The 22000-nt window shown below is 36.2% G+C and carries 20 protein-coding genes and 2 riboswitches; of the genes, 12 read left to right on the forward strand and 8 right to left on the reverse strand.

All coding sequences use genetic code 11. The features are described 5' to 3' along the window. Nucleotides 1-49: 49 nt before the first annotated feature. The 3 genes from P2Q73_RS00090 to P2Q73_RS00100 form a co-directional block, all read right to left on the reverse strand. Nucleotides 50-1243, reverse strand: coding sequence for a quaternary amine ABC transporter ATP-binding protein (locus P2Q73_RS00090; RefSeq protein ID WP_275782560.1), 1194 nt, complete (start codon nt 1241-1243; stop codon nt 50-52). Then, nucleotides 1240-2100, reverse strand: coding sequence for an ABC transporter permease (locus P2Q73_RS00095; protein ID WP_053590938.1), 861 nt, complete (start codon nt 2098-2100; stop codon nt 1240-1242). Before P2Q73_RS00095 ends, P2Q73_RS00090 begins: the two co-directional genes overlap by 4 nt. Nucleotides 2101-2165: 65 nt before the next feature. Further along, nucleotides 2166-3164 (reverse strand): ABC transporter substrate-binding protein, encoded by a 999-nt coding sequence (locus P2Q73_RS00100; RefSeq protein ID WP_056828870.1) that lies wholly within the window; start codon nt 3162-3164, stop codon nt 2166-2168. 477 nt (nt 3165-3641) lie between these two features. On the opposite strand from P2Q73_RS00100, the gene P2Q73_RS00105 reads away from it, so the two are divergent. The 4 genes from P2Q73_RS00105 to P2Q73_RS00120 all read left to right on the forward strand — a co-directional run bounded on the left by P2Q73_RS00105 (nt 3642) and on the right by P2Q73_RS00120 (nt 7785). After that, nucleotides 3642-5087 (forward strand): sensor histidine kinase, encoded by a 1446-nt coding sequence (locus tag P2Q73_RS00105; protein WP_275782565.1) that lies wholly within the window; start codon nt 3642-3644, stop codon nt 5085-5087. Nucleotide 5088: 1 nt separating this feature from the next. Continuing rightward, nucleotides 5089-5775 carry a response regulator transcription factor gene (locus tag P2Q73_RS00110; RefSeq protein WP_053590941.1) on the forward strand — a complete coding sequence of 229 codons (687 nt, stop codon included), beginning with the start codon at nt 5089-5091 and terminating at the stop codon, nt 5773-5775. 168 nt (nt 5776-5943) lie between these two features. Beyond that, a complete protein-coding gene (locus tag P2Q73_RS00115) occupies nt 5944-6678 on the forward strand; it encodes an ankyrin repeat domain-containing protein (RefSeq protein ID WP_481747122.1) in 735 nt (244 codons plus the stop codon). 24 nt (nt 6679-6702) lie between these two features. Then, nucleotides 6703-7785 carry a hypothetical protein gene (locus tag P2Q73_RS00120; protein ID WP_275782569.1) on the forward strand — a complete coding sequence of 361 codons (1083 nt, stop codon included), beginning with the start codon at nt 6703-6705 and terminating at the stop codon, nt 7783-7785. Nucleotides 7786-7835: 50 nt separating this feature from the next. Here P2Q73_RS00120 and P2Q73_RS00125 read toward each other — a convergent pair whose 3' ends face one another. Then, nucleotides 7836-8795 carry a 2-hydroxyacid dehydrogenase gene (locus P2Q73_RS00125; RefSeq protein ID WP_056828876.1) on the reverse strand — a complete coding sequence of 320 codons (960 nt, stop codon included), beginning with the start codon at nt 8793-8795 and terminating at the stop codon, nt 7836-7838. Nucleotides 8796-8948: 153 nt separating this feature from the next. Next, a riboswitch (TPP riboswitch) is annotated at nt 8949-9055 on the forward strand. A gap of 79 nt (nt 9056-9134) precedes the next feature. Between P2Q73_RS00125 and P2Q73_RS00130 the strand changes: the two genes are divergently transcribed. The 6 genes from P2Q73_RS00130 (at nt 9135) to P2Q73_RS00155 (ending at nt 13585) form a co-directional block, all read left to right on the forward strand. Beyond that, nucleotides 9135-9725 (forward strand): YkoF family thiamine/hydroxymethylpyrimidine-binding protein, encoded by a 591-nt coding sequence (locus P2Q73_RS00130; RefSeq protein ID WP_056828877.1) that lies wholly within the window; start codon nt 9135-9137, stop codon nt 9723-9725. Beyond that, nucleotides 9718-10299, forward strand: a complete 582-nt coding sequence (locus P2Q73_RS00135) for an ECF transporter S component (RefSeq protein ID WP_053590945.1) — start codon at nt 9718-9720, stop codon at nt 10297-10299. The genes P2Q73_RS00130 and P2Q73_RS00135 overlap by 8 nt, the downstream gene beginning before the upstream one ends. Further along, entirely contained in the window at nt 10286-11662 is a 1377-nt protein-coding gene (locus P2Q73_RS00140; RefSeq protein WP_481747126.1) for an ABC transporter ATP-binding protein, read from the forward strand. The genes P2Q73_RS00135 and P2Q73_RS00140 overlap by 14 nt, the downstream gene beginning before the upstream one ends. Further along, nucleotides 11643-12398 (forward strand): energy-coupling factor transporter transmembrane component T family protein, encoded by a 756-nt coding sequence (locus tag P2Q73_RS00145; protein ID WP_275782578.1) that lies wholly within the window; start codon nt 11643-11645, stop codon nt 12396-12398. The genes P2Q73_RS00140 and P2Q73_RS00145 overlap by 20 nt, the downstream gene beginning before the upstream one ends. Before the next feature lie 80 nt (nt 12399-12478). Further along, nucleotides 12479-12979 carry a DUF1697 domain-containing protein gene (locus P2Q73_RS00150; RefSeq protein ID WP_275782582.1) on the forward strand — a complete coding sequence of 167 codons (501 nt, stop codon included), beginning with the start codon at nt 12479-12481 and terminating at the stop codon, nt 12977-12979. 237 nt (nt 12980-13216) lie between these two features. Next, entirely contained in the window at nt 13217-13585 is a 369-nt protein-coding gene (locus P2Q73_RS00155; protein ID WP_053590949.1) for a VOC family protein, read from the forward strand. 35 nt (nt 13586-13620) lie between these two features. Here the strand turns inward: P2Q73_RS00155 and P2Q73_RS00160 are convergent, their stop codons facing one another. After that, on the reverse strand, nt 13621-14823 hold the full coding sequence (locus tag P2Q73_RS00160; RefSeq protein ID WP_275782586.1) for a DUF418 domain-containing protein: 1203 nt from the start codon (nt 14821-14823) through the stop codon (nt 13621-13623). Between the two features lie 114 nt (nt 14824-14937). Between P2Q73_RS00160 and P2Q73_RS00165 the strand changes: the two genes are divergently transcribed. Beyond that, nucleotides 14938-15642: a response regulator transcription factor gene (locus P2Q73_RS00165; protein WP_275782589.1), complete on the forward strand. Its 705-nt coding sequence runs from the start codon at nt 14938-14940 to the stop codon at nt 15640-15642. A 1-nt stretch (nt 15643) separates the two neighbouring features. Continuing rightward, a complete protein-coding gene (locus tag P2Q73_RS00170) occupies nt 15644-17317 on the forward strand; it encodes a sensor histidine kinase (protein WP_275782591.1) in 1674 nt (557 codons plus the stop codon). Between the two features lie 71 nt (nt 17318-17388). Here the strand turns inward: P2Q73_RS00170 and P2Q73_RS00175 are convergent, their stop codons facing one another. From P2Q73_RS00175 to P2Q73_RS00185, 3 genes are all read right to left on the reverse strand, one after another. Continuing rightward, a complete protein-coding gene (locus P2Q73_RS00175; RefSeq protein WP_053590953.1) occupies nt 17389-18426 on the reverse strand; it encodes a ribonucleotide-diphosphate reductase subunit beta in 1038 nt (345 codons plus the stop codon). A 15-nt stretch (nt 18427-18441) separates the two neighbouring features. Continuing rightward, the gene (locus tag P2Q73_RS00180; protein ID WP_275782594.1) at nt 18442-20727 is read right to left on the reverse strand and encodes a ribonucleoside-diphosphate reductase subunit alpha; all 2286 of its coding nucleotides are present in this window, start codon (nt 20725-20727) and stop codon (nt 18442-18444) included. Nucleotides 20728-20858: 131 nt separating this feature from the next. Beyond that, nucleotides 20859-21037: riboswitch (cobalamin riboswitch) on the reverse strand. Nucleotides 21038-21164: 127 nt separating this feature from the next. Beyond that, the gene (locus tag P2Q73_RS00185) at nt 21165-21992 is read right to left on the reverse strand and encodes an undecaprenyl-diphosphate phosphatase (protein WP_053590955.1); all 828 of its coding nucleotides are present in this window, start codon (nt 21990-21992) and stop codon (nt 21165-21167) included. Between the last annotated feature and the right edge of the window lie 8 nt (nt 21993-22000).

Raw genomic sequence — 22000 nt, forward strand, 5'->3', positions numbered from 1 at the left:
TACTAAAAAAAGGCACAGAAACAAACTGTTCCTATGCCTTCATTATATTCTACTCTTCTTCTACATTATCACTGATCAAGCTTGCCAATACGTGTACTCGTAAAATGATTCCTTTAATTGTCTTGTCCTCATCTGTTACTACAAGCGGATATTTAGACTCGAGCACTAGCGGAATAATATCTTGTACGTATTCATCAGGTCGTACCGTTTTGACATCTGTTGACATTACTTCTTGCAATGTCTTCTTCTGTTTTATCCCATCTATCGCTTGATCAATTGTAACAATACCCTGCAATTGACGTTTACGATCGGCAACAAACGCACTAGAAATACCATTTTCATTCATAACTTTCGCCGCTACTTGTAAACCATCTTTTAATGACACTAGTCCAAATGGTTTCATCATGATATTCTCGGCCTGTAATATTTTCGAGCGGTCAATGTCTCGAATAAACTCAGAAATATAGTTGCTAGCAGGCTTGTCTAATATTTCTTCCGGAGTTCCTATTTGTTCTACTTTTCCATCTTTCATTACAGCAACTCGATCACCAATTTTAAATGCTTCATTTACATCATGTGTGATGAAAATGATCGTTTTTTGAAGTCTATTTTGAATATCTAGTAACTCAAGCTGCATTTCTCGTCGAATCAGTGGGTCAAGTGCACTGAAAGGCTCATCCATCAGTAGAATGTCTGGATCGTTAGCAAGTGCACGGGCTATACCTACCCGTTGTCTCATACCTCCAGATAGTTCGTCTGGGTATTTATTTTCATATCCTTTTAACCCAACTGTTTCTAAATGTTTTTGAGCAATTTGTAGTCTTTCTGTTTTTGACATCCCTCTTATTTCAAGACCATATTCGATATTTTCCAACACTGTTCGATGGCTAAACAAGCCAAAGTGCTGAAATACCATCGCTATTTTTTTCTGACGATAATATCTTAATTGGTTTTTGTTGTATTCCACAACATTTTCTCCATCAACATATATCGCTCCTGAAGTTGGACGATTCAATAGGTTTAGACATCTGATTAAAGTAGATTTTCCACTTCCTGACAGCCCCATAATAACAAATGTTTCTCCTTCCATAATTTCCATGGAAGCATTGTAAACACCAACTGTATGTCCTGTCTTTTCAAGAATTTCTTTTTTAGAAACACCATTTTTAACCATTTGTATTGCCTTTTTAGGTCGAGGACCGAAGATTTTTGATACGTTCTCAATTTTTAATTTTATTGTCATGCTGCTTCCCTCCTATGTTTCTGAAGGCGCTTAGCAATTCCACCTGTGATACGGTCAATAATAATAGCTAAGAAAACTATACTGATCCCAGCTTCAAAACCTAACGCAATATCAATTCGGTTAATCGCATATAAAACTCTTTCTCCAAGTCCCTGTGCACCAACCATAGACCCTACAACAGCCATAGCAAGCGCCATCATGGTAGTTTGGTTAACTCCAGCCATTATAGTTGGCAAAGCCTGTGGTAATTCTACTTTCATTAACATTTGCATTCTAGATGATCCAAAAGATTGTGCAGATTCCACTACTTCTTGGTCAACATTTCGAAGTCCTAGTTCCGTTAAACGGATGACAGGGGGTAATGCGTAGATAATCGTTGCAATTACTGCAGGTACATTTCCTAGTGGAAAGAAGAAAATGACAGGAATCAAATAAACAAAACTCGGCATTGTTTGCATGGCATCTAATATCGGACGCATGATGGTTGACATTGCCTTGCTAAATGCCATTCCAATTCCAAGTGGTATACCGATGACCAGTGAAAGTATTACGGAAATTAACACAATTGCAACCGTAGTCATAGTTTCTGGCCACAAATCAAAGGTTCCAATTAAAAAAATAAAAATCGAAAATAGGATTCCACCGTACAAAGAAGTAAAATACCAACCTAAGAAGAAAACAATTAATATAAAGATCCACCAAGGTATGGCAAGAAGTCCTCCCTCAAGTCCCTTAATCATGGACGAGGAAATTACAAATATAAAATCAAAAAACGCTTCGAAATTATTCGCTAAAAAATCGATAAATTTCTCTACACCATCTCCTATAGGTATACGTATATCGGGAAATTCAGTCATACTAAGGAGGCTGTTTTATGAGACAGCCTCTTTCACCTCACTCGTTAGATTTTTTACAACATGAATCATTCTGCTAAAGCTGCTTTCACTTTTTCTGCCACTTCTTCTGACACCCAAGCAGTCCAAACGTCTTCATGTTCTTTCATCCACCAATGTGCGGCTTCTTCAGGCTCTGCCTCATTTTCATTCATATATTTGAGAGCTTCTTCCGTTAATGCATTACTAGTTGAGTATTTACTTAAGAAATCAACCACATCTTTTGCTTGTGTAGGTAAATCTTCATGAACTGCAATTACAACATCATTTGGTGGAAATTCAGTTCCTTTCGATTCATCCCATACTGCTTCGTCATATGCATTATCTTCAAGTAGCGTTAAATCGTAACTTGCTGTAACCCATGTTGGTGACCAATAATAACCTACCCAAGGTTCGCCTTTTTTGTATGCACCAGCTAAGCTTGCAACAATAGCTGAATCAGATCCAGGTGCTAAGTAGTTATATTGCTCGTCAAGTCCATATGTTTCAAGTTTCGTCTCCAAGTGTTCACTTACAACCCAACTAGATGGTGCACCGACAATACGGCCTTTGCTACTATCTTCAGGATCTTGGAAAAGCTCTGGATACTTCGCTAAGTCTTCAACAGTTTTTAAATCCGGAGCCACTGGTTCTATACCTCTTTCAGGATCTCCTTCAATAACGTAAGTTGGAACATATAATCCTTGTGAATTATCATTGAAGTTCGTTGCTACTTTTTTAATGTTTCCACTATCAATTGCTTTATCATAGATTTCTTTAATATTATCCGTCCATACTTCCATATTGACATTTATATCACCTTTTTCAAGTGACTGCATAGTAGCTGCAGTTGTACCACTTGTAACCTCGGTTTCATAGCCGTAACCTTCTTCAATTATTAACTGTGCAATGCTATTGTGAACGCGGATACTATCCCAACCTGCATCTGCAAATTTAATAACATCAATACTATCTTTACTTGTCTCACTACTACATGCACCAAGAATTAAAATTGTGCACAACGAAAAAAACACCAACATTTTTCTCATATAAAATTTCCCCTTTTCTCTATATTTTAACTAGACGCACGGTCCTTGCCTCCTTCTAATACCCGTTTAGGTAATTTTTAATCATCTTTATACCAAAATAATTATGCATCCATAATTTCCAAAAAATTGGTACGCCTAATTTATAAGTGTTAATACTACTAAACTTATATACCCTTCGCAAATAAAACAAGAAAAAAAGCACTCCAAAATTATTCAATTTAGAATAATCAGTTACATATTTGAGTGAAAATAGATATATATAAAAGTAATTTATTAGTTCATCAATTAGTATTTAGTTAGGTAATTCGAATTAATCGAACCTTTTTTAAAGAATATAGTTTTGTTTGAGCATTTTTCATTAATACTGAAAAAATATGCTACAGAATTTCATATAGATATTTATGTAGTTTTCATATAAATTTTATATAATTTTAAGATTTGTGTGATAGGCTTCAATTAAGTTAAGGGGTGAAAAATATGTCTATTAAAATGAGATTTTTGTTATCTTATGTTGGAGTGATACTTATTTCTATCACCTTACTGTTAGTAGCTGGATTTCTAATTATTTTTACGATTACTGGGGATATTAGATCTATCGAGCATTTTTATAAAAAAACATATGTTCAAAAACCTTTGACGACGGTCGAAGAAAGTGCGTTTCTAGATTTAAAGCTACTAGCTAAAAATAATCCTACCCTGCTACTTTACGAAGAACAGTTGAAGAAAATCGAACAAGAGGATATCGAACTTGTCGTTAGAAAAGGTAACAGTATTGAGTATGCTTCCCCCACACTTGATGATGAGAATATATTGATTAAATCTCTTCCTGGATTTGAGGAAACGAATATAAATAGTCGTGATTCGATAAAAATCGATCACTCATTTTACACTTATGTGAAGTTTGACTTTTATTTTCCTGATAATAGCAAAGGAAGCATTTTTGTCTTAAGACAGGCCAGTTCCTATGCTGAATTGGCTCGAGAGTTGTTTCCAATCCTATTTGGTCTACTACTTTTTCTATTTATTATGATTATTGGGATTTTAAACTATTTTGTTTCACGAAGTATCATTCACCCTCTTTCTAATCTTAAAAATGGAGCCAACCGAATAAAATCAGGAGATTTAAACTTTGAAATCCAAACGACTTCCAATGATGAAATTGGTCAATTAAATAAATCGTTTGAAGAAATGAGAATAAAATTAAAAGAATCGGTTAATCTCCAGCTGCAATATGAAGAGAACCGCAAAGAGCTTCTTTCAAATATTTCTCATGATTTAAAGACACCTATTACTTCTATAATTGGATATGTAGAAGGAATAAAAGATGGTGTAGCTAATTCTCCAGAGAAAATGGATAAATATTTATCCATTATCCACTTAAAAGCTAGAGACATGGATTCTTTGATAGATGAGCTATTCTTATTCTCCAAGTTAGATTTGAAAAAGGAACCATTTTCTTATGAAACAATCGAACTAACGGAATATATGAGAGATTATGTTGATGAACTTCAACTGGAATTAATCCAAGAAGGAATTCAGATTTACGTTGAGCTAATGCACAAGCCAATGTATGTTACTGCAGATAGGGAGAAGTTAAAAAGAGTGTTGGTCAACTTAATCAACAATAGTGTGAAGTATATGGATAAAGATCAAAAGAATATAACCATTTCCCTTTATGAAGGAGAAAATGACATTACTGTAAAAATAGCTGATAATGGCCAAGGTATAGAACCGTCTGCTCTTCCCTATGTATTTAATCGTTTTTACCGAGCAGAGCAATCTAGAAATACACGTTTAGGCGGTAGTGGTTTAGGTCTAGCGATTTCAAAACAAATTATTGAAGAGCATGGAGGAAATATCTGGGCAACTAGTGAATTCGGAAAAGGTACGAATGTTTTCTTTTCCTTAAAGAAAGGGAGATAATATGAAAAATATTTTACTTATTGAAGATGAAGTGAGTATTGCCGAATTACAAAGAGACTATTTAGAAATAAATGATTTCAATGTAGACATTGAACATACTGGGAATGTAGGTCTTCAACGCGCCCTTAAAGGTAACTATGATTTGATAATTCTAGATATCATGCTTCCAGGGATAAATGGTTTTGATATTTGCAAGCAAATACGTGCAGTCAAGAATATCCCGATATTGCTTGTTTCCGCTAAAAAGGAAGATATCGATAAAATTCGAGGACTCGGTTTAGGAGCTGACGATTATATAACAAAACCCTTTAGCCCTAGTGAATTGGTCGCTAGAGTTAAAGCGCATTTAGCACGTTATGAACGCTTATCCGGGAGCCCAACCAAATCAAATACGATATTCATACATGGTATCTCTATCGATAAATCCTCACGAAAAGTTAATATTAATGGAGAAGATTTACCGTTTACTACAAAAGAATTTGATCTTTTAGTGTTTCTTATGATGCACCCGAACCAAGTATTGAACAAAGAGCAACTATATGAGAATATATGGGGTTTTGATTCGGCAGCAGATGTTTCTACTGTGACTGTCCATATAGGTAAACTTCGTAGCAAAATCGAAAGAGATCCTGCACACCCAAAATTATTGGAAACCGTTTGGGGGGCAGGATATCGCTTTAATGTTTAAGCTTTACTACCGTTACTTAGGTTTTAGTAACGGTTTTTTTAATTGTATTAAGAAATGTTATGAATAAGTTTATCTTTTTTTAAGAAATTATTTAGATGGATTTTAAAATCGTAGGTTAGGATGATTTTAGGCAGAAGTCTATAAAATATTTTTAAGGAGGAAAACTAAATGAGAAGTCCAACCAAGAGGATAAGTAAGATATGGTTGGCGGTAATAACAGGGTTGGTTCTCACACTTCAAGGATGTGTATCAAATATAGGGGAAAGATCCATCAAACAAGATAGGGGAAGTGAAATCGTGGGAGAAGAAATGGAGAAAGAATTATTTCAAGCAGCTGACCGTGGAGAGATTGATAAAATTAGAAGTATTTTGAAGGATGGCGTTAATATTAATGTCCAGGATGCAAACGGACGAACTAGTATTATGATTACAACTTATAACAACGATGTGAAGACTGCGAAGTTTCTAATTGACGCGGGTGCAGATGTCAACATTCAAGATGACATGAAAAACAATCCTTTCCTATACGCTGGCGCAGAAGGATATCTTGAAATCCTGAAGCTGACGATTGATTCTGGAGCTGATCCAAGCATTACTAATCGATATGGAGGCACTGCTTTGATTCCAGCTTCCGAACATGGATACGTAGATGTAATCGAAGAACTTTTAACACGTACTAATATTGATGTGAATCATATTAATAATCTAGGTTGGACCGCTTTATTAGAAGCAATCATTTTGAATAACGGAAATGAAACCCAACAGAAAACAATTCAATTGCTCATAGATCATGGAGCTGACGTGAACATCCCAGATAATAATCAGGTAACACCATTACAGCATGCTCGTGAAAAAGAGTTTAAAGAATTGGAACAAATTTTGTTAAAAGCAGGAGCATTATAAATTAGTTACTTAGGAGATGACAAGATGAAATCAACAAAAATATTAACACCTATACTTCTTGGATTAACGCTTGCAATAACTGGGTGTAATAATGAAGCACAAACTAAGCAAAGCGATCAAAAGCAAGAGCAACCTCAAAAGGAAACACAAAACGTCACACAAGCACAGATTACAGAATTACAACCATTAAATGCAATGACATTACAAATTACCTTCTCTCAGCCACTGTCAGAGGATGATGTTAATCCAGAAAACTTGGATACAATTAAACAAAATTTTAAATTTGATCATGATATGAGAATCGTGAATGTTCCTAGGCTAAAAATCGGGGCGGAAAGTACATATATCGTTCCTGTTACCATTCACAAACCAGGTACAACATATACATTAAGCTTTAAAGGCGGTGAAAAACAATCCTTTGAGGCAAGTGAAGAGAAAATTAATATAAGTAAAACCATGCAAGTGTCAAATGACACCATTGAAATAGAGTCTTTTAAAGAAGATGGTGTAACAGATTATGCTAATATTATTGAAGCATATCGAGCTGGTAGAGGGGATCTTTCTTTTCAAGTAGATGATGAAAACAAAGATGAAAATGGAAATCAGTATGAAGTGATTTCTTCCTTAAGAGATCGTACAGTGACAATAACATCAGATAATGGAGAAAAAATAACAGCGAAATATATTCCTTTCACGCAAGCAGCTGATGGTAGACAAGCACCCAAATTCCGTCTGCCAGAAGGGCAATCGTTAACGCCAGGTACAGAATATACGGTTACATCTGATTGGGGAGAAATCAAAAATCCAACCTTTATAGGAGAAGAATTTGCACCACTCACGATCCAATCAGCAGAAGCAATCGATGAAAAATCATTCGAACTAACATTAGATAAAGACCCAAGTATCGAGCTATTTGCTGGTCGCAGCGTCCAATTGCAAGGGGAGGATGGCAGCATTGTACAAGCACAATATCGCTTCTCTTCTCGTCAAGGGGCAGTCGGAATCTTCGATATTACTGATAACACATTAAAGTCAGGAGTAAAATACACAGTTGCACCGTTGAACAACTGGGCTACAGCCAATGATATAACTTTAATAGCCAAGTAAAACGAAATACCAGATCAAAAGCAATTAACATCGCTCTGATCTGGTATTTTTTATATAACTTTATTCTTTGGCTCTTTATTCTCCAAAACAGCTGCAATATCATCTGCATTCATTTGCATCATCGCCATTCTTGTTCGAATACTCGCACTTCCAATATGCGGTAATACTGTCACGTTCGGCAACGTTAGTAAAGGATGATCTAGTGGCACCGGCTCTACTTCAAATACATCAAGGCCAGCTGCCCAAATTTTATTAGTTGTTAAAGCTTCATACAATGCTTTTTCATCGATAATGCCTCCGCGAGCCACATTAATAATTGCTGCAGTTTCCTTCATAAGATTTAGTTCACGTTCACCAATCAACCCTTTTGTTTCAGCAGTTAATGGCGTTAATAAAACGATAAAATCCGATTCTTGTAATAATGTATCGAGCTCTACATAAGTGAACCCGAATTGTTCTTCCGCTTCGATTTTACGAGAGCGATTGTGATAGAGAACTTTCATATCAAACCCTTTCGCTCGTCTCGCTACTGCCTCCCCAATACGTCCCATTCCAATAATTCCAAGTGTTGCACCAAATACATCCATTCCTGTTAACTGCATTGGTGACCATGATATCCACTTACCTGCTCGAAGATCCCGTTCTGCTTCTGTCACGCGTCGTGCAGTAGCTAGAAGTAAAGAAAACGCAAGATCTGCTGTAGTTTCAGTTAATACACCTGGTGTATTGGTCACAATTATTCCACGCTCTTTCGCTGCCTCAACGTCAATATTGTTATATCCTACCGCTAAATTACTGATTACTTTTAGGTTTGGCAAACTTTCAATTAATGCACGATCTACCTTATCGGAAAGTACTGTCCAAAGTGCATGTGTATCTTTCGCTTGTGATTTTATTTCATCATAGGTCATCGAAATCTCATCACTGTGCCACATCGTCACGTCAAATTTTTCTCTTAATGGGTTTACTACTTCGTCTGGTAGTTTTCGTGTTATAAATATTTTATCCAAATTAGCACCCTCCAACTATTTCTGATGGTTCAAGCATGGACGAAAGAAGGAAATTTTGCAACTACATTTACATTGATAGTTTCATAGGGTATACTGGGGGCACATAAAAAAAACAGATTGTTTTGAACAAAAATCTGTATAACTACATACCGTTTTCTGCACTGGGGGTGCCCACTATGGCTGAGATGCGAGCTTTTTGCTCCGATCCCTTATAACTCGATCAGGATAATACCTGCGTGAGGAAGTGCGGTGACTTTCCGACTTTTTTCATATTGGATAAGTGGCTGCATCTTCACGGATGTAGTCTTTTTTTATGAAAAATTTTAGGAGGTTTTTTATATGCAATGTGGTTTAAGCCCTATCGTCGGATTTCGTTTTTCTTTACATCCGATGACCAATGATTTTATTTCAGTTATTAAAGGAGCGCTTCGAGAAACGGATACATCGAATGTGTGGATGCATACAGACGATGTGTCAACTGTCATTCGCGGAAAACAGGTGCATGTGTTCAATGTCGCAAAGTCAATTACACTGCATGCAGCTAAGACAGGTGTTCACCTTGCTTTATCGGGTACCTTTTCTGCTGGCTGCCCTGGAGATACTGCTGGGGATGTCTATTTAGATAAAGGAGATGAAGTTGCAAATAAAGACACGACAAAGCAATATGTGTCATCTCAATTTGCACTTTATCCGATGAATAACCCAAATTATATGGATGTGATTTATAGAGAGGTTGAGCGTGCAAAAGAACGAGGTGTTTTCAATGAATCCATGCATTATGCAAGTGGTATTCACGGGGATATTCATGATGTGTTTGCATTTTACGAAGAAACATTCACACATGCTCGCTCAGAAGAATATAAGCATTTGGTAATGACTGTTTCGATGAGTATAAATAGTCCTTCGCATGGAGGTATTTTGAATGCTTAAGTCATGGAAGTTAAAAGAGATTGTCCTTATGTCTTTATTTGCTGTTGTGTTTGGGATTGTATATTTATTATTTGTTCATATCGGTAATATTTGGTCAGGATTTATTGGGCCGATAGCATATGAGTGGATTTTTGGTATTTGGTTTATCGTATCAATCATTTGTATGTATATCATTCGTAAACCTGGTGCAGCTGTCATTTCAGAAACGATTGCAGCGGCGATTGAAGTGTTACTAGGAAATGCTGTAGGACCTCGATTAATACTTTCAGGGGTTATTCAGGGACTAGGTGCCGAAGCAGTGTTTGCCGCAACACGCTATAAACGTTTCGACCTTTGGGTACTGATGCTTGCAGGTATCGGATCATCCGTTTTCAGTTTTGTATATGGTTACTTTTTAGGAGGGTTTACTGTATTTAGCACTGGATATGTGGCTTTGATGTTCGGTATTCGAATATTAAGCGGTGCACTTATAGCTGGTGTTGGTGGTAAAGCTTTGTCGGACGGACTACTTGCTACTGGTTCGCTTAGAGGCTATGCAATTTCTCGCTCGAATAAAGGTGATGTTCGTGCATGACATAATTCAGTTTACAGATGTGAGTTTTCGTTATCCCGATGAGGACAAATGGATATTGAACAAGCTTACATTTACTATTCAAGCTGGTGAACGTGTAGTAATTACAGGTCCAAGTGGTTGTGGAAAGACGACATTACTTTATTTATGTAATCGCTTGTTTCCTGATAATTGCGATGGAATTTTAACTGGCTCTGTTAAATTATTTGAAAAAGAAAGTACTTCATATATTCCCGGGGAAATAAATCATCGTATTGCGACTGTTTTTCAAGATCCTGATGCACAATTTTGCATGCAAACTGTAGAGGAAGAACTAGCATTCACCCTTGAAAACTTGCATGTTCCCAAGGAAGAGATGGACAAAAGAATTTGTGAAGTACTTACGCTAACTAACTTGAGTGAATTTCGACTTGCTACTATTCAAAAGCTTTCTGGCGGTCAAAAACAACGCATTGCAACTGCTTGTGCACTCATCATGGAGCCTGAAGTTTTGTTGCTAGACGAACCAATCTCTCATTTAGATCCATATGCTGCGAAAAAATATGTTGAGTGGTTGGATTGTTTACAAATGAAAAGAAAAATGACAATAGTTGCTATAGAGCATCGTTTGGATTTATGGGGAGAATTTTTTGATAGAAGTATTCCATTAATTCAAGGAAAGTCGAGTTCCCCCTTAGAAAGAAGAAAAAACAGCTTGAAAGAAGATGTATCAATAGTTGTCAGTAAAATAAAAGCTCAGCCCTTCTTAAAAGAAACCTCTTTTTCATTAAAGCAAGGGGAAATTGCTGTTTTAGCAGGTCCAAATGGTAGCGGTAAGTCCACTTTGTTGAAGGCACTGTGTCAGTTAATTCCCACTAGCGGAAAGGTGGAACCAAGTTTTTTAGGGTATGTTCCGCAATCTCCCGAGTTTTTATTTATTACGAAAAGTGTACGTGATGAAGTAGCTTATGGCGGAGGCAGTAATGCAGAAGAAATACTTACTCGATTGCAGCTCCAGTCAGTATCAGAGGCACATCCCTTTGCAGTAAGTCACGGCCAAAAGCGTAGAGTGGCTATTGCCGCGATGCTATGTGACGGACGAGAGGTTATTTTAATGGATGAACCTACATCTGGTCAGGATGCTGCAGCATTATCTGAGTTATTCCAATTAATTGATGAGCGTGCTCGTTCAGGGTCAACGTTTGTCATCGTTACACATGATATGGAATTTGCTTACTGTCTAGCCGATTCGATTTTACTGATGAACGATGGACGTTTAACGGGGAAGTTTCCAGCGAGTGATGTTTGGAAAAATGAACGTTTATTATTGGAGCACCATTTGCTTCCTCCGAAAGGATTGTTAAGTTATGAGAAATGCTTTGCATAAAATGAATCCTTCCGTGAAGTTTTTATTAATAACCGTCTGTATGTTAACGATGGCATTTTATTTTGACCCTTGGACTCCCCTTGTATTTTGGGGTGGAGTGCTTGTGCTGCAAATATTGTTTAGCCGGATTAATTGGAAGAAGTGGTCGTTATTCATGCTTCCATTTTTTATAACTGCAATCGGTTATTTCTGGACTACACTTGTTTTTTCCGAAGATCAATCGGGAATAGTTATTTGGTCATTGTGGGATATTGAATTTACAGAAACACAATTGAATCAGGCAATGTCCTTAAGCTTTCGTGTATTAGCATTTTCTAGCTTGTCCTTAATGTTTGCGTTGACGACAAATCCTGTGACGTTTGTGTTGAGTTTGATGCAACAATTAAGACTCTCTCCTAAAATTGCTTATGGCATTATGGTAGGTTATCAGTTTTTACCGGTTTTGAAAGACGAATTTACACAGATCGGGCAAGCACATAGGTTAAGAGGGGTCGGGCGCGAGAAAAATGCCATTCAACGTTTGCTTGGCATTCGGAGAGTTTTGATTCCAATGCTTGCTGGTGCTGTTCGGAAAGCGGAACGAGCCGCTTTTGCAATGGAAGCTAGAGGTTTTACTGGTGAACGCAGAAGTAGTTATTTTCACGTAATTACCGTTGGGAAAGTAGACGCTATAATAGTTACTTTGTTTTTATTGGTATTAGTTTTAAGCTGCACAAACAAATTTTGGTTAGGTTAATCATTTTTATTATTTACTCCTACTTTTATTTAGATAAGATAAAAGTAGGAGTTTTTTATTTGAGGATGGGAGTGCTGAGAATGACATTTGTCGCTTTACTACGTGGTATTAATTTGGGTGCAAAAAATAAAGTGGATATGAAATCATTGAAGGTTCTTTTTGAAGAAATGGGTTATGAAAACGTGCGGACTTATATACAGACCGGAAATGTCATTTTTGATAATACAGCTTATGATATTCTTGAAATGGAAAGAGAGTTGTTTGAAACTTACGGCTTTGACATACCTGTTGTAATAAGGAACAAAGCAGAGTTGGAAGAGATACAACGGCACCCCATTTTCTTAAAAGAACAAGTATATGTCATGTTTTTAGCTAATGAAATATCATATGAACAGCAAGCATTACTCGACAGCTTAATAGATGATGAATTTGTCGTATGGAATCGAAAAAATATTATTATTAATCTTTCGAAGAATTATCATCAAACGAAATTTACAAACACCTTTTTTGAGAAGAAGCTTGGTATGGTATCTACAGCACGTAATCAAAATACATTAAATAAAATTTTGTTGAAAATGTAGGAATTGTGGCGTTTGTGTCCGGATAAGATGGATTTCTGACCGTATAAACAAATTTCCGTCCGCATAAAAATTTTTATAACCGTATAGGACAATTTCTGACCGGATACTACAAAAATTTATGTCCACATGACGCTTATGACATAAGTTTTTCTTATACCAAACAATAATTACTATAAAATTTTCAAATGTCTGTTTGGAGCATATGATGAAAGTAGAACGAAACAAGGAGGACTTGTCATGTCATTCATCTTTAAATCTATCGATCATGTTCAATTAGCTGCTCCAAAAGGTTCAGAACCAATTGCTAGACAGTTTTTTGGTGAGGTTCTAGGATTCAAAGAAATAGAAAAGCCAGAAGCTTTAAAGAAAAAAGGCGGTGTTTGGTTTGAATTTGGTAATTATCAAATTCATATAGGCATTGAGGAACCATTCGCACCAGCTAAAAAAGCACACCCTGCGTTCCAGATTGAAAATCTTGAATCATTAAAAGAGCATTTAACAAATAAAGAAATTAACTATATTGTTGATTATGATCTGCCAGGTGCAAATAGAATTTATATACACGATCCATTTGGAAACAGAATGGAGATTCTAGAGTGGATTTAACTTAAAGAATAAGAAACAAAACACCCTGGTTTTTATTAAACCGGGGTGTTTTCAAGTTCTACTTTCTTTCGCCTTTTCAACGATTTACTACTTTTTCTAACTGACCCATTCCATGAAAAATTGGTCCAGATTCTCATTATTATTTCTAGCGGTCCGCGACGGAATTTTTTCAAATACAATGTACTAATTAGACATTGCATAGCAAAGATTACGAGTCCTAGAATTATACTATTTAACATTCCGAAGTCTCCAAAAAATCCTAAACCGTATCCATAAAATATGGTTGTACATATAAGACTCTGCGAAATATAATTTGTTAGAGAAAGCTTTCCGACACTTTCAAAACTGCGAAATACGATAGAATTAGAAAATGAAGTAAATAGTATTGCAAATAGAGAAATATATCCTACAGAAAGAAGCTGGGCACCAAGATTTAATAAGATAGCAGACCAAGCATTTTCTTGAAGAAGTACACTACCACTCTTTAACGCAAGGCCAATTGGCAAAAGTATCGCTCCAACTTTGTACCATTTTTGTTCCATTCGCGGTCTGGTAAATAGGTTCCCTTTTGCTGCAGCCATCCCAAACAAAAATAGTGGAGCTGTCATAAATGGGGCTAGAATTACTATGAAAAAAATAAAGTACTTATCTTCGAATATTAGCGGATCTTCTGTATTTCGATGATGCTTAATCTCTTCATAGGTTCCGTTTTTATAAATATCATTTGTTTTAACAATATAGGAAGATAATTTTTCTACTTCTTCTTTTGTTTCTTCTAAAATTCCATAGCCCATAGCACTTGTTAAAAGGAACAAAATAACTCCCCATATAATAAGTGTTTTTTTCTTCCTGTTTATAAACATCAATAAAAAGAAACCCATAAATCCGTAAAATGCTAAAATATCTCCTTCCCACAAAAAAGTCCCGTGCAAAATCCCAAGTGTTATTAGCAATATGAATCGTCTAATTAAATGCCATCTCACTTTTACTTCCTTATTTCTTAGAGATTCAACCATCTTAATAAGTGAATAGCCAAAAAGGAAAGTAAAAATTGGCATGAAGCTACCCTCTACTACTATTTTTATAAACTTATATGCCCATGTATCCATACCCGAGAGAGAAAAATAAGAAATTTCATCTTTTCCCCATATTCCATACTGAAATATAAGCATATTAGCTAGTAATATACCGAATAGACTAAGCCCTCTTAAACTATCAATCAATTTTACTCTTTCCATTTTAAAACAAATCCCCCTAGAATTTCGTATCACTCCTTTGTTAGTATAAAATAGAAAGCTTATGACAGAATGAAACGTACCTTAAAATATTCTTAAATTTTGGAGTGGTTATTGGTGTTAGATGCGAAAATATTAGTAGTGGATGATGAACAGGCTATCGGAGATATGGTTGATATAATTCTAAAAAAAGAAGGATTTACCCATGTTGATGTATGTACAAATTACAAAGATGCAGACTTACTCATTTCACATAATAATTATGATCTATTGATATTAGATATTATGCTCCCGGATGGAACTGGACTAGATTTAGCGAAAAAGGTCCGCACAAAATCAGATGCACCAATCTTTTTTTTAACAGCAAAAGCAAATGATGCAGATAAGCTTCGTGGTTTCATGTACGGAGCCGATGATTATATTACCAAACCATTTAATCCAATGGAACTCGCAGCTCGCGTAAAAGTGCAGATGAAACGGTATACCTCCTCCTTCTTCAAGCCTTTATCGAAGCAAGTGTTTGACTTTGGTAGGTTCCAATTGAACGTAGCAGCAGCTGAATTGACTGTAGCAGAAGATACTTCTGTTTTAAGCGGAAAACTTTTTCATTTACTCCAATTCTTTTGCGAACATCCTGGGCAGGTCCTTTCAAAAGAACAAATTTATTCTCAAGTATGGGGAGAAGAGCATTTTATTGATGATAACACGATAATGGTTCATGTCCGAAAGCTACGAGAAAAAATTGAAGTTAACCCAGGTAATCCTCAACTTATTTTAACTATCCGGGGAGTCGGATACAAACTCATTAGTAAGGAGAATTAGTATGAGTTTATCAGGGAAAATGACTACACGATTTTTAGCATATTTTGTTATCTTTTATAGTGTATTACTTATTGTGTCTATCGGACTGATAGTATATTTTGTTTATGATCTAATGGAGAGCAATAGTTACTCTGATATTCGTGAATTAGATGCATTTGAACTTGAGTCCGATTTTACCAAGGATTCAAATGGGGTCTATCATTTATCTCAAAAGTTAATAGATTCAGCGCATGAAAATACAGGACTTGTTCAATTAATCAACAAGAATGGCAAAGTCCTTGCTAGTTCAGAAAATAACAGTAATTGCTGTGAAAGCTACACTTTATCACAATTTGTAGCAATGACAAAAACTAAAGAGGCTTTTGTTTGGGAACAAGGCGATGGCTTATATATAGTATTTATCGAAAAACATCCTGCCTCACAGTTATTATCTATGATAGTTCAAGAAAATATCGGAAGTTTATCGCATGAAACCAAAAAGCAACTAGAGGATGCAGACGCAAGCCTAGAAATCTATACGACAGAAGGTAGACGAAAACAAGTTGTTTATGGTGAAAAAAAACAAGCACTCAGTGGGATTGAAATACTCGCTAGTTCCCATAACTATTCTGAAAGAAAAGAAGTTGTTGCATCTGAAATACTTGAAGATGGTACCATCGCTGTCGTCCGAATGAATAATTCAAATTATTATCCCTTTGAACCCGCATTTTTAGATGGGATGAAAAAGTTTGGAATAGGACTTCTTTTATTTCACCTCATTCTTTTTTTCTTTACTATTTTATTCTCTTTTTGGATTGGGAATCGCTTTGGCCGACCTGTTTTATTTTTTCTTAAACGTATCGAAAAGTTAGCCGAGCAAGACTATAAACCTTTAGATGATCGTAGATTAAGAACTAAAAAGACCGGACGTTTTAAACGAAAATATCGTGTATACGAAGACATTGATCGATCACTTTCCAGATTAGCAAATACGTTAGAAGCTAACGAGCGAAAAATAAAGCAGACTGAAAAGTCACGCGAAGATTGGATTACTGGTTTGTCACATGATTTAAAAACACCACTTAGTTCTATTTATGGATATTCCACTATGCTTGCTTCTGATGATTATGACTGGTCAAATCTAGAAGTTAAAAATTTTGCAAAGACTATGCAAGAGAAGTCGAACTATATGGATGCTTTAATAGAAGATTTAACATACACGTATCAATTAAAAAATAATGCAATTGCTATCAATAAAGTCGATGTGAATCTTTTAAGTTTTCTTAAGATGTATGTTAAAAATTCTGTTTGGGGAGATATACAAGATCCACAAGGAGACAAACATGCACATGTTTTTATTGATCCAAAATTATTTGAAAGAGTTCTCGATAATTTAGTAGGAAATGCGATAAAACATACTCCTAAAGGAACAAAGGTATATTTAAAAGTAAACCAAATGAAAGATACTGTTCAATTAATTATTTGGGATGAAGGAAAGGGAATTCCAAAGGAAGAGCTTGAAAGCCTGTTCGACCGCTACTATCGTGGAACAAATACCACTTCGGAAGTATCAGGAACCGGGTTAGGACTAGCTATAACGAAACAACTTGTGGAAGCACACGACGGACACATACATGTAGAGTCAAGTGACAAAGGAACAATTGTAACGATCATACTGCCCTCTTCTGTAAGTTAGTTAGAAAACTAAAAGCATCCATCAATCAAAAATGATTGATGGATGCTTTTTTGATAAAACAAAAACCGTTCTTATAAGTCATCAAATCCGTTATCTTGCACATTTACCTTCACATATTGGCGAGATTTTTGTTCAAAAAAGTCGGTTTTTCCTAAATCTACTTCTTCATAAGCTTTGATCCACTTTAATGGATTTTTGCGATATTCGGGGAATGGACGGTCATAGCCTAACTGGTTGCATCGTACATTTGCGTAAAAATAAATATATTCTTCCACGTCCTCTATATCTAAACCGTCTATTTTATCACCGATTACCTCACGTGCCCAGTCGACCTCAAGCTGTGCTGCTTCTCGGAAAATCTCCTCCACTTCACTCGCACGCTCAGGAGTATCAAATTGTGGATACTCTGTTAATAACTCTTTATAAATCTTTACGAATAAGTCAACATGCAACTGTTCATCCCTATTTATATAGTTAATCATTGTGCTCGTAGCGACCATCTTTTGATGTCTGGCAAGATGATAGAAAAATGAGAAGCCTGAATAGAAAAACAACCCTTCTAATATGACATCATATACAACAGAGCGTAGTAAGTTATCCACATCCGGCTGCTCTGCGAATTCTTCATACCCTTTTAAAACGAAGTCATTTCGCTTTTGCAAAACAGGCTCTGTGCGCCAGAAATCAAATACACGGTTTTGCTCATCTTTGGAAACTAAGCTAGAAAGCACGTATGAATATGAATGATTATGAATCACTTCCTGCTGCGCTAGAATAATCATCAATGCATTCAAGCTAGAATCAGTCAAAAAGTCTGCTACTTTTCCTGCAAAGTCTGTTTGAACACTGTCTAAAAGGGCAAGCAAACCAATTATTTTTAAAAATGCTTCTCGCTCATTATCTGTTAGCCCCGAAAATTGCTTAATATCATTGCTCATATTAATTTCAAAAGGGGTCCAAAAATTACCGAGCATTTTTTTATATTTTGGATACGCCCAATTAAATCTTACATCGTCCCAGTTTAATATATTGGAACTTTGACCGTTCACGATACTAGTAGAACGGTTTGGCGCTTCTTTATCCATTAATTTTCTTTTTTCTAACTGCATATTAGCTTTTCCTCCTTAGCTTGAACAAGAATCACAATCGACTAGTTCTACAGAAGTTGATCGAACGTAATAAGTTGTTTTCAGCCCGCTATTCCACGCATCTAAGTGTAAATCAAGTAATTCTTTTGCTTTTATTGTGTTTTGAACATATAAATTTAACGAAACACCTTGGTCAATATGGCGTTGACGTGCAGCATTTTGTTTTAAAGTCCAGTGTTGATCAATAAAGTAAGCTGATTTATAAAACCACGTAGTCTCTGAATTTAAATCTGGTACAGTAACTGGAATTTTGTAATCTTTCTTCTCTTCGGAGTAAAACTTTTGAAAGATAGGATCTATGCTCGCCGTGCTTCCTGCTAAAATAGAAGTGGACGAGTTAGGTGCAACCGCCATTAAATAGCCGTTTCGGATTCCATTTTCAGCGATTTCCTTACGCAGTTCATTCCATTCTTGTCCCTCGTATTGTCGTTTTTCAAAATAGGCTCCAGTTTGCCAATCTGACCCTTCGAATAAAGGATAGGCCCCCTTCTCTTTCGCCAGTTCGGCAGAAGCTTGAATCGTTAAGAAAGCAACCTTTTCATAAAGTTTATCAGCAAATTCAACTGCTTCATCTGACTCCCAGCGGATACTATTTAGAGCAAGCAAATGATGCCAACCGAATGTACCAAGGCCAATTCCTCGATAACGAGCATTTGTACGTTGCGCTTGAGGTACCGGAATCATATTTAAATCAATTACATTATCGAGCATACGCACTTGGATCTTTATCAAACGCTCCAATACATTTTCTGGAACCGCTCGTCCTAGATTAATAGAAGATAAATTACAAACTACAAAATCCCCCGCTTTACGTTTTGTCACAATCACATCGTCTTCTAATTGAATGGACTCAAAAGAGGTAGCACTTTGATTTTGAAAAATTTCTGTACATAGATTACTGCTATAAACCATTCCTTCATGCTTGTTTGGGTTACTACGATTTACTTCATCTCGGTAAAACATAAATGGTACTCCTGTTTCCAACTGGGAACGCATAATACGTTTTATCAAGTCTATTGCTGGAACAGTTTCGCGTGATAATCGATAATCATTCACACATTCCTCGTATTTTTCTCGGAAAGAACCTTCGCCACGTTTCTCATCGTAGAAATTCTCTAGGGAATAGCCTTTTAATTGTCGTACTTCATGCGGGTCAAATAGGTGCCACTCTTCTCGTGCGTCTACTTTCTCCATAAATAAATCCGGTAAGCATACCCCTGTAAAGATATCGTGTGCACGAAGACGCTCATCTCCATTGTTCAAGCGTAAATCTAAAAATGTAAAAATGTCTTTATGCCAAACATCTAAGTAAACAGCAATCGCACCTTGACGCTGACCAAGCTGATCCACACTAACTGCCGTATTGTTTAATTGCTTGATCCATGGAAGTACACCACTAGAAGCGCCTATAAACCCTCGAATAGAGGATCCTCGACTTCGCACTTTCCCCATATATACTCCGATTCCGCCACCGAATTTAGAAAGGGTCGCTACGTCTGTGTTACTGTCGTATATCCCTTGAAGACTGTCATCAACCGTATCAATAAAACAGCTAGATAACTGTCCATGTGGCTTTCCAGCATTTGAAAGTGTTGGTGTTGCTACAGTCATATAAAGGTTACTCATTGCCCAATATGCTTCTTTTATTTTGCCAATTCTATTTTCTTTTTCTTCTTTCATTAGCGTCATTGCAATGATTAGCCAACGTTCTTGTGGAAGTTCAACAATTGATTTGTCAAAGTCCCTTGCGACATAACGATCAAGTAAAGTTTTAACACCAATATATGTAAATAAAAAATCTCTCTCTGGAACAATTATTTCTGCTAACTGTTGTAATTCATCAAACGAATAGGCTTCCGTCAAACGAATGTCGTAAATTCCATTAGCAGCTTGAAGTTGTACATTGCTAGCAAATTTACTGTAAACATTATTAGATGTTGTTTTTCTTTGACTAGCGACTTGTTCATATACATGTGCCAAATGAATGCGCGCCGCAACAAAAGTCCAATACGTTTCTTGCTCATCTAAAAAACTTAATGCTTCCAAAGACATCGACTTAGACCAAGCAGAGGTGTTACCCTCCGGATTCTTCCTCATCCATCTTTCATGTGATTTAATGAGTGGTGCCATATTGTCTTCTCCGAATTCTTTTACTAAATGGTGGAGTACCTCCTGTTTTTCTGTAAAGGTAATTGATGTCATTTTTATTTCCTCCTTGTTTTGATTATGAGTTCTGCTGGAGTGATAGTTGCTTAAGGACACAAAAAAGCGATGTCCCAAGCCTCTTCGGCTGAGTCATCGCTCACATTAAAAAAGTAGGAAACAACAAGACATCTAAAAATTAATTGAGATAGAGTCCTTCGCCCCCACCTCTCAACCCCCGAAGAAAGTGTTGCTTCACCGATGAAAAGGCAGGTCTACTGGCTCATGCTTCACCCTCCTGTCGACCTTCCCACGATTTCTCGCAGTGGCTATTTCAACAGTCGTCCACACTTACAGTTGCGGGGACAGCTTCGGCATTTCACCGAATTCCCTTTTAAACCATAAAGGTACCTAATTATCGTTCAAATACTATATGTTGTGTTATATTCACTTATATACCCTATCATATTGTGTTTAAACTTGTACATAGGAATAAAGTACGTGTCTTTCTTTAGTCATAATAAAAGGGCAGACAATTCAAAATGTCTGCCCTTTTATTACATAAATACGATAACTGCTAAAATTGCTGCTATCACTAAACGATAGATTGCAAATGGCATTAATTTGATGCGAGAAATTAGTTTTAAGAAAAATTTGATGGAAATTAGCGCAAATACAAATGCACTGATAAAGCCTGCTGCATAAAAGCCCATATCCCCCATATTAATCTCTTCCCAGTTTTTTACCACAGACACTAGACTAGCCCCTGCCATAATTGGAACAGCCATGATGAATGTAAAATCTGCTGCTGTTTTATGATCCATCCCAAACAATACCCCACCGGAAATAGTTGCACCTGAGCGAGAGAATCCTGGCCATAAAGACAGACATTGTACTAATCCCACTTTAAATGCCTTAGCATACGTAATTTGATCCAAGCTATTGATAGACGGTTTTTTCGGACCAAATTTATCCGCAATAATCATAAAAATAGAACCTGCAACTAGACTGTATATAACTGTTTCTACGCCAAATAAATTTTCATCAATAAAATCTTCTAATAATACTCCTAATACTCCTGCAGGAATTATACCAACGATTACATGTAGTAAATTAAAACGCTTGCTCGAATTTTCGCTTTCTATCTTATATAATCCTACTAAACTAAATAATCGTTTCCACATAACAACCACTACAGCTAAAATAGAACCAAGCTGAACGACAATTTTAAATGTATTCGCAGAATACTGACCTAAAAATTCTTCCGTTTTCAACCACATATCATCAACAATAATCATATGCCCTGTAGAAGAAACAGGAGCAAACTCTGTCATACCCTCAACAAACCCTAATATAATCGCTTTTAATAATTCTAGAAATTCCATAAGATCTC

The organism is Bacillus sp. Cr_A10 (assembly GCF_029222665.1).
GTDB lineage: Bacteria > Bacillota > Bacilli > Bacillales_A > Planococcaceae > Psychrobacillus.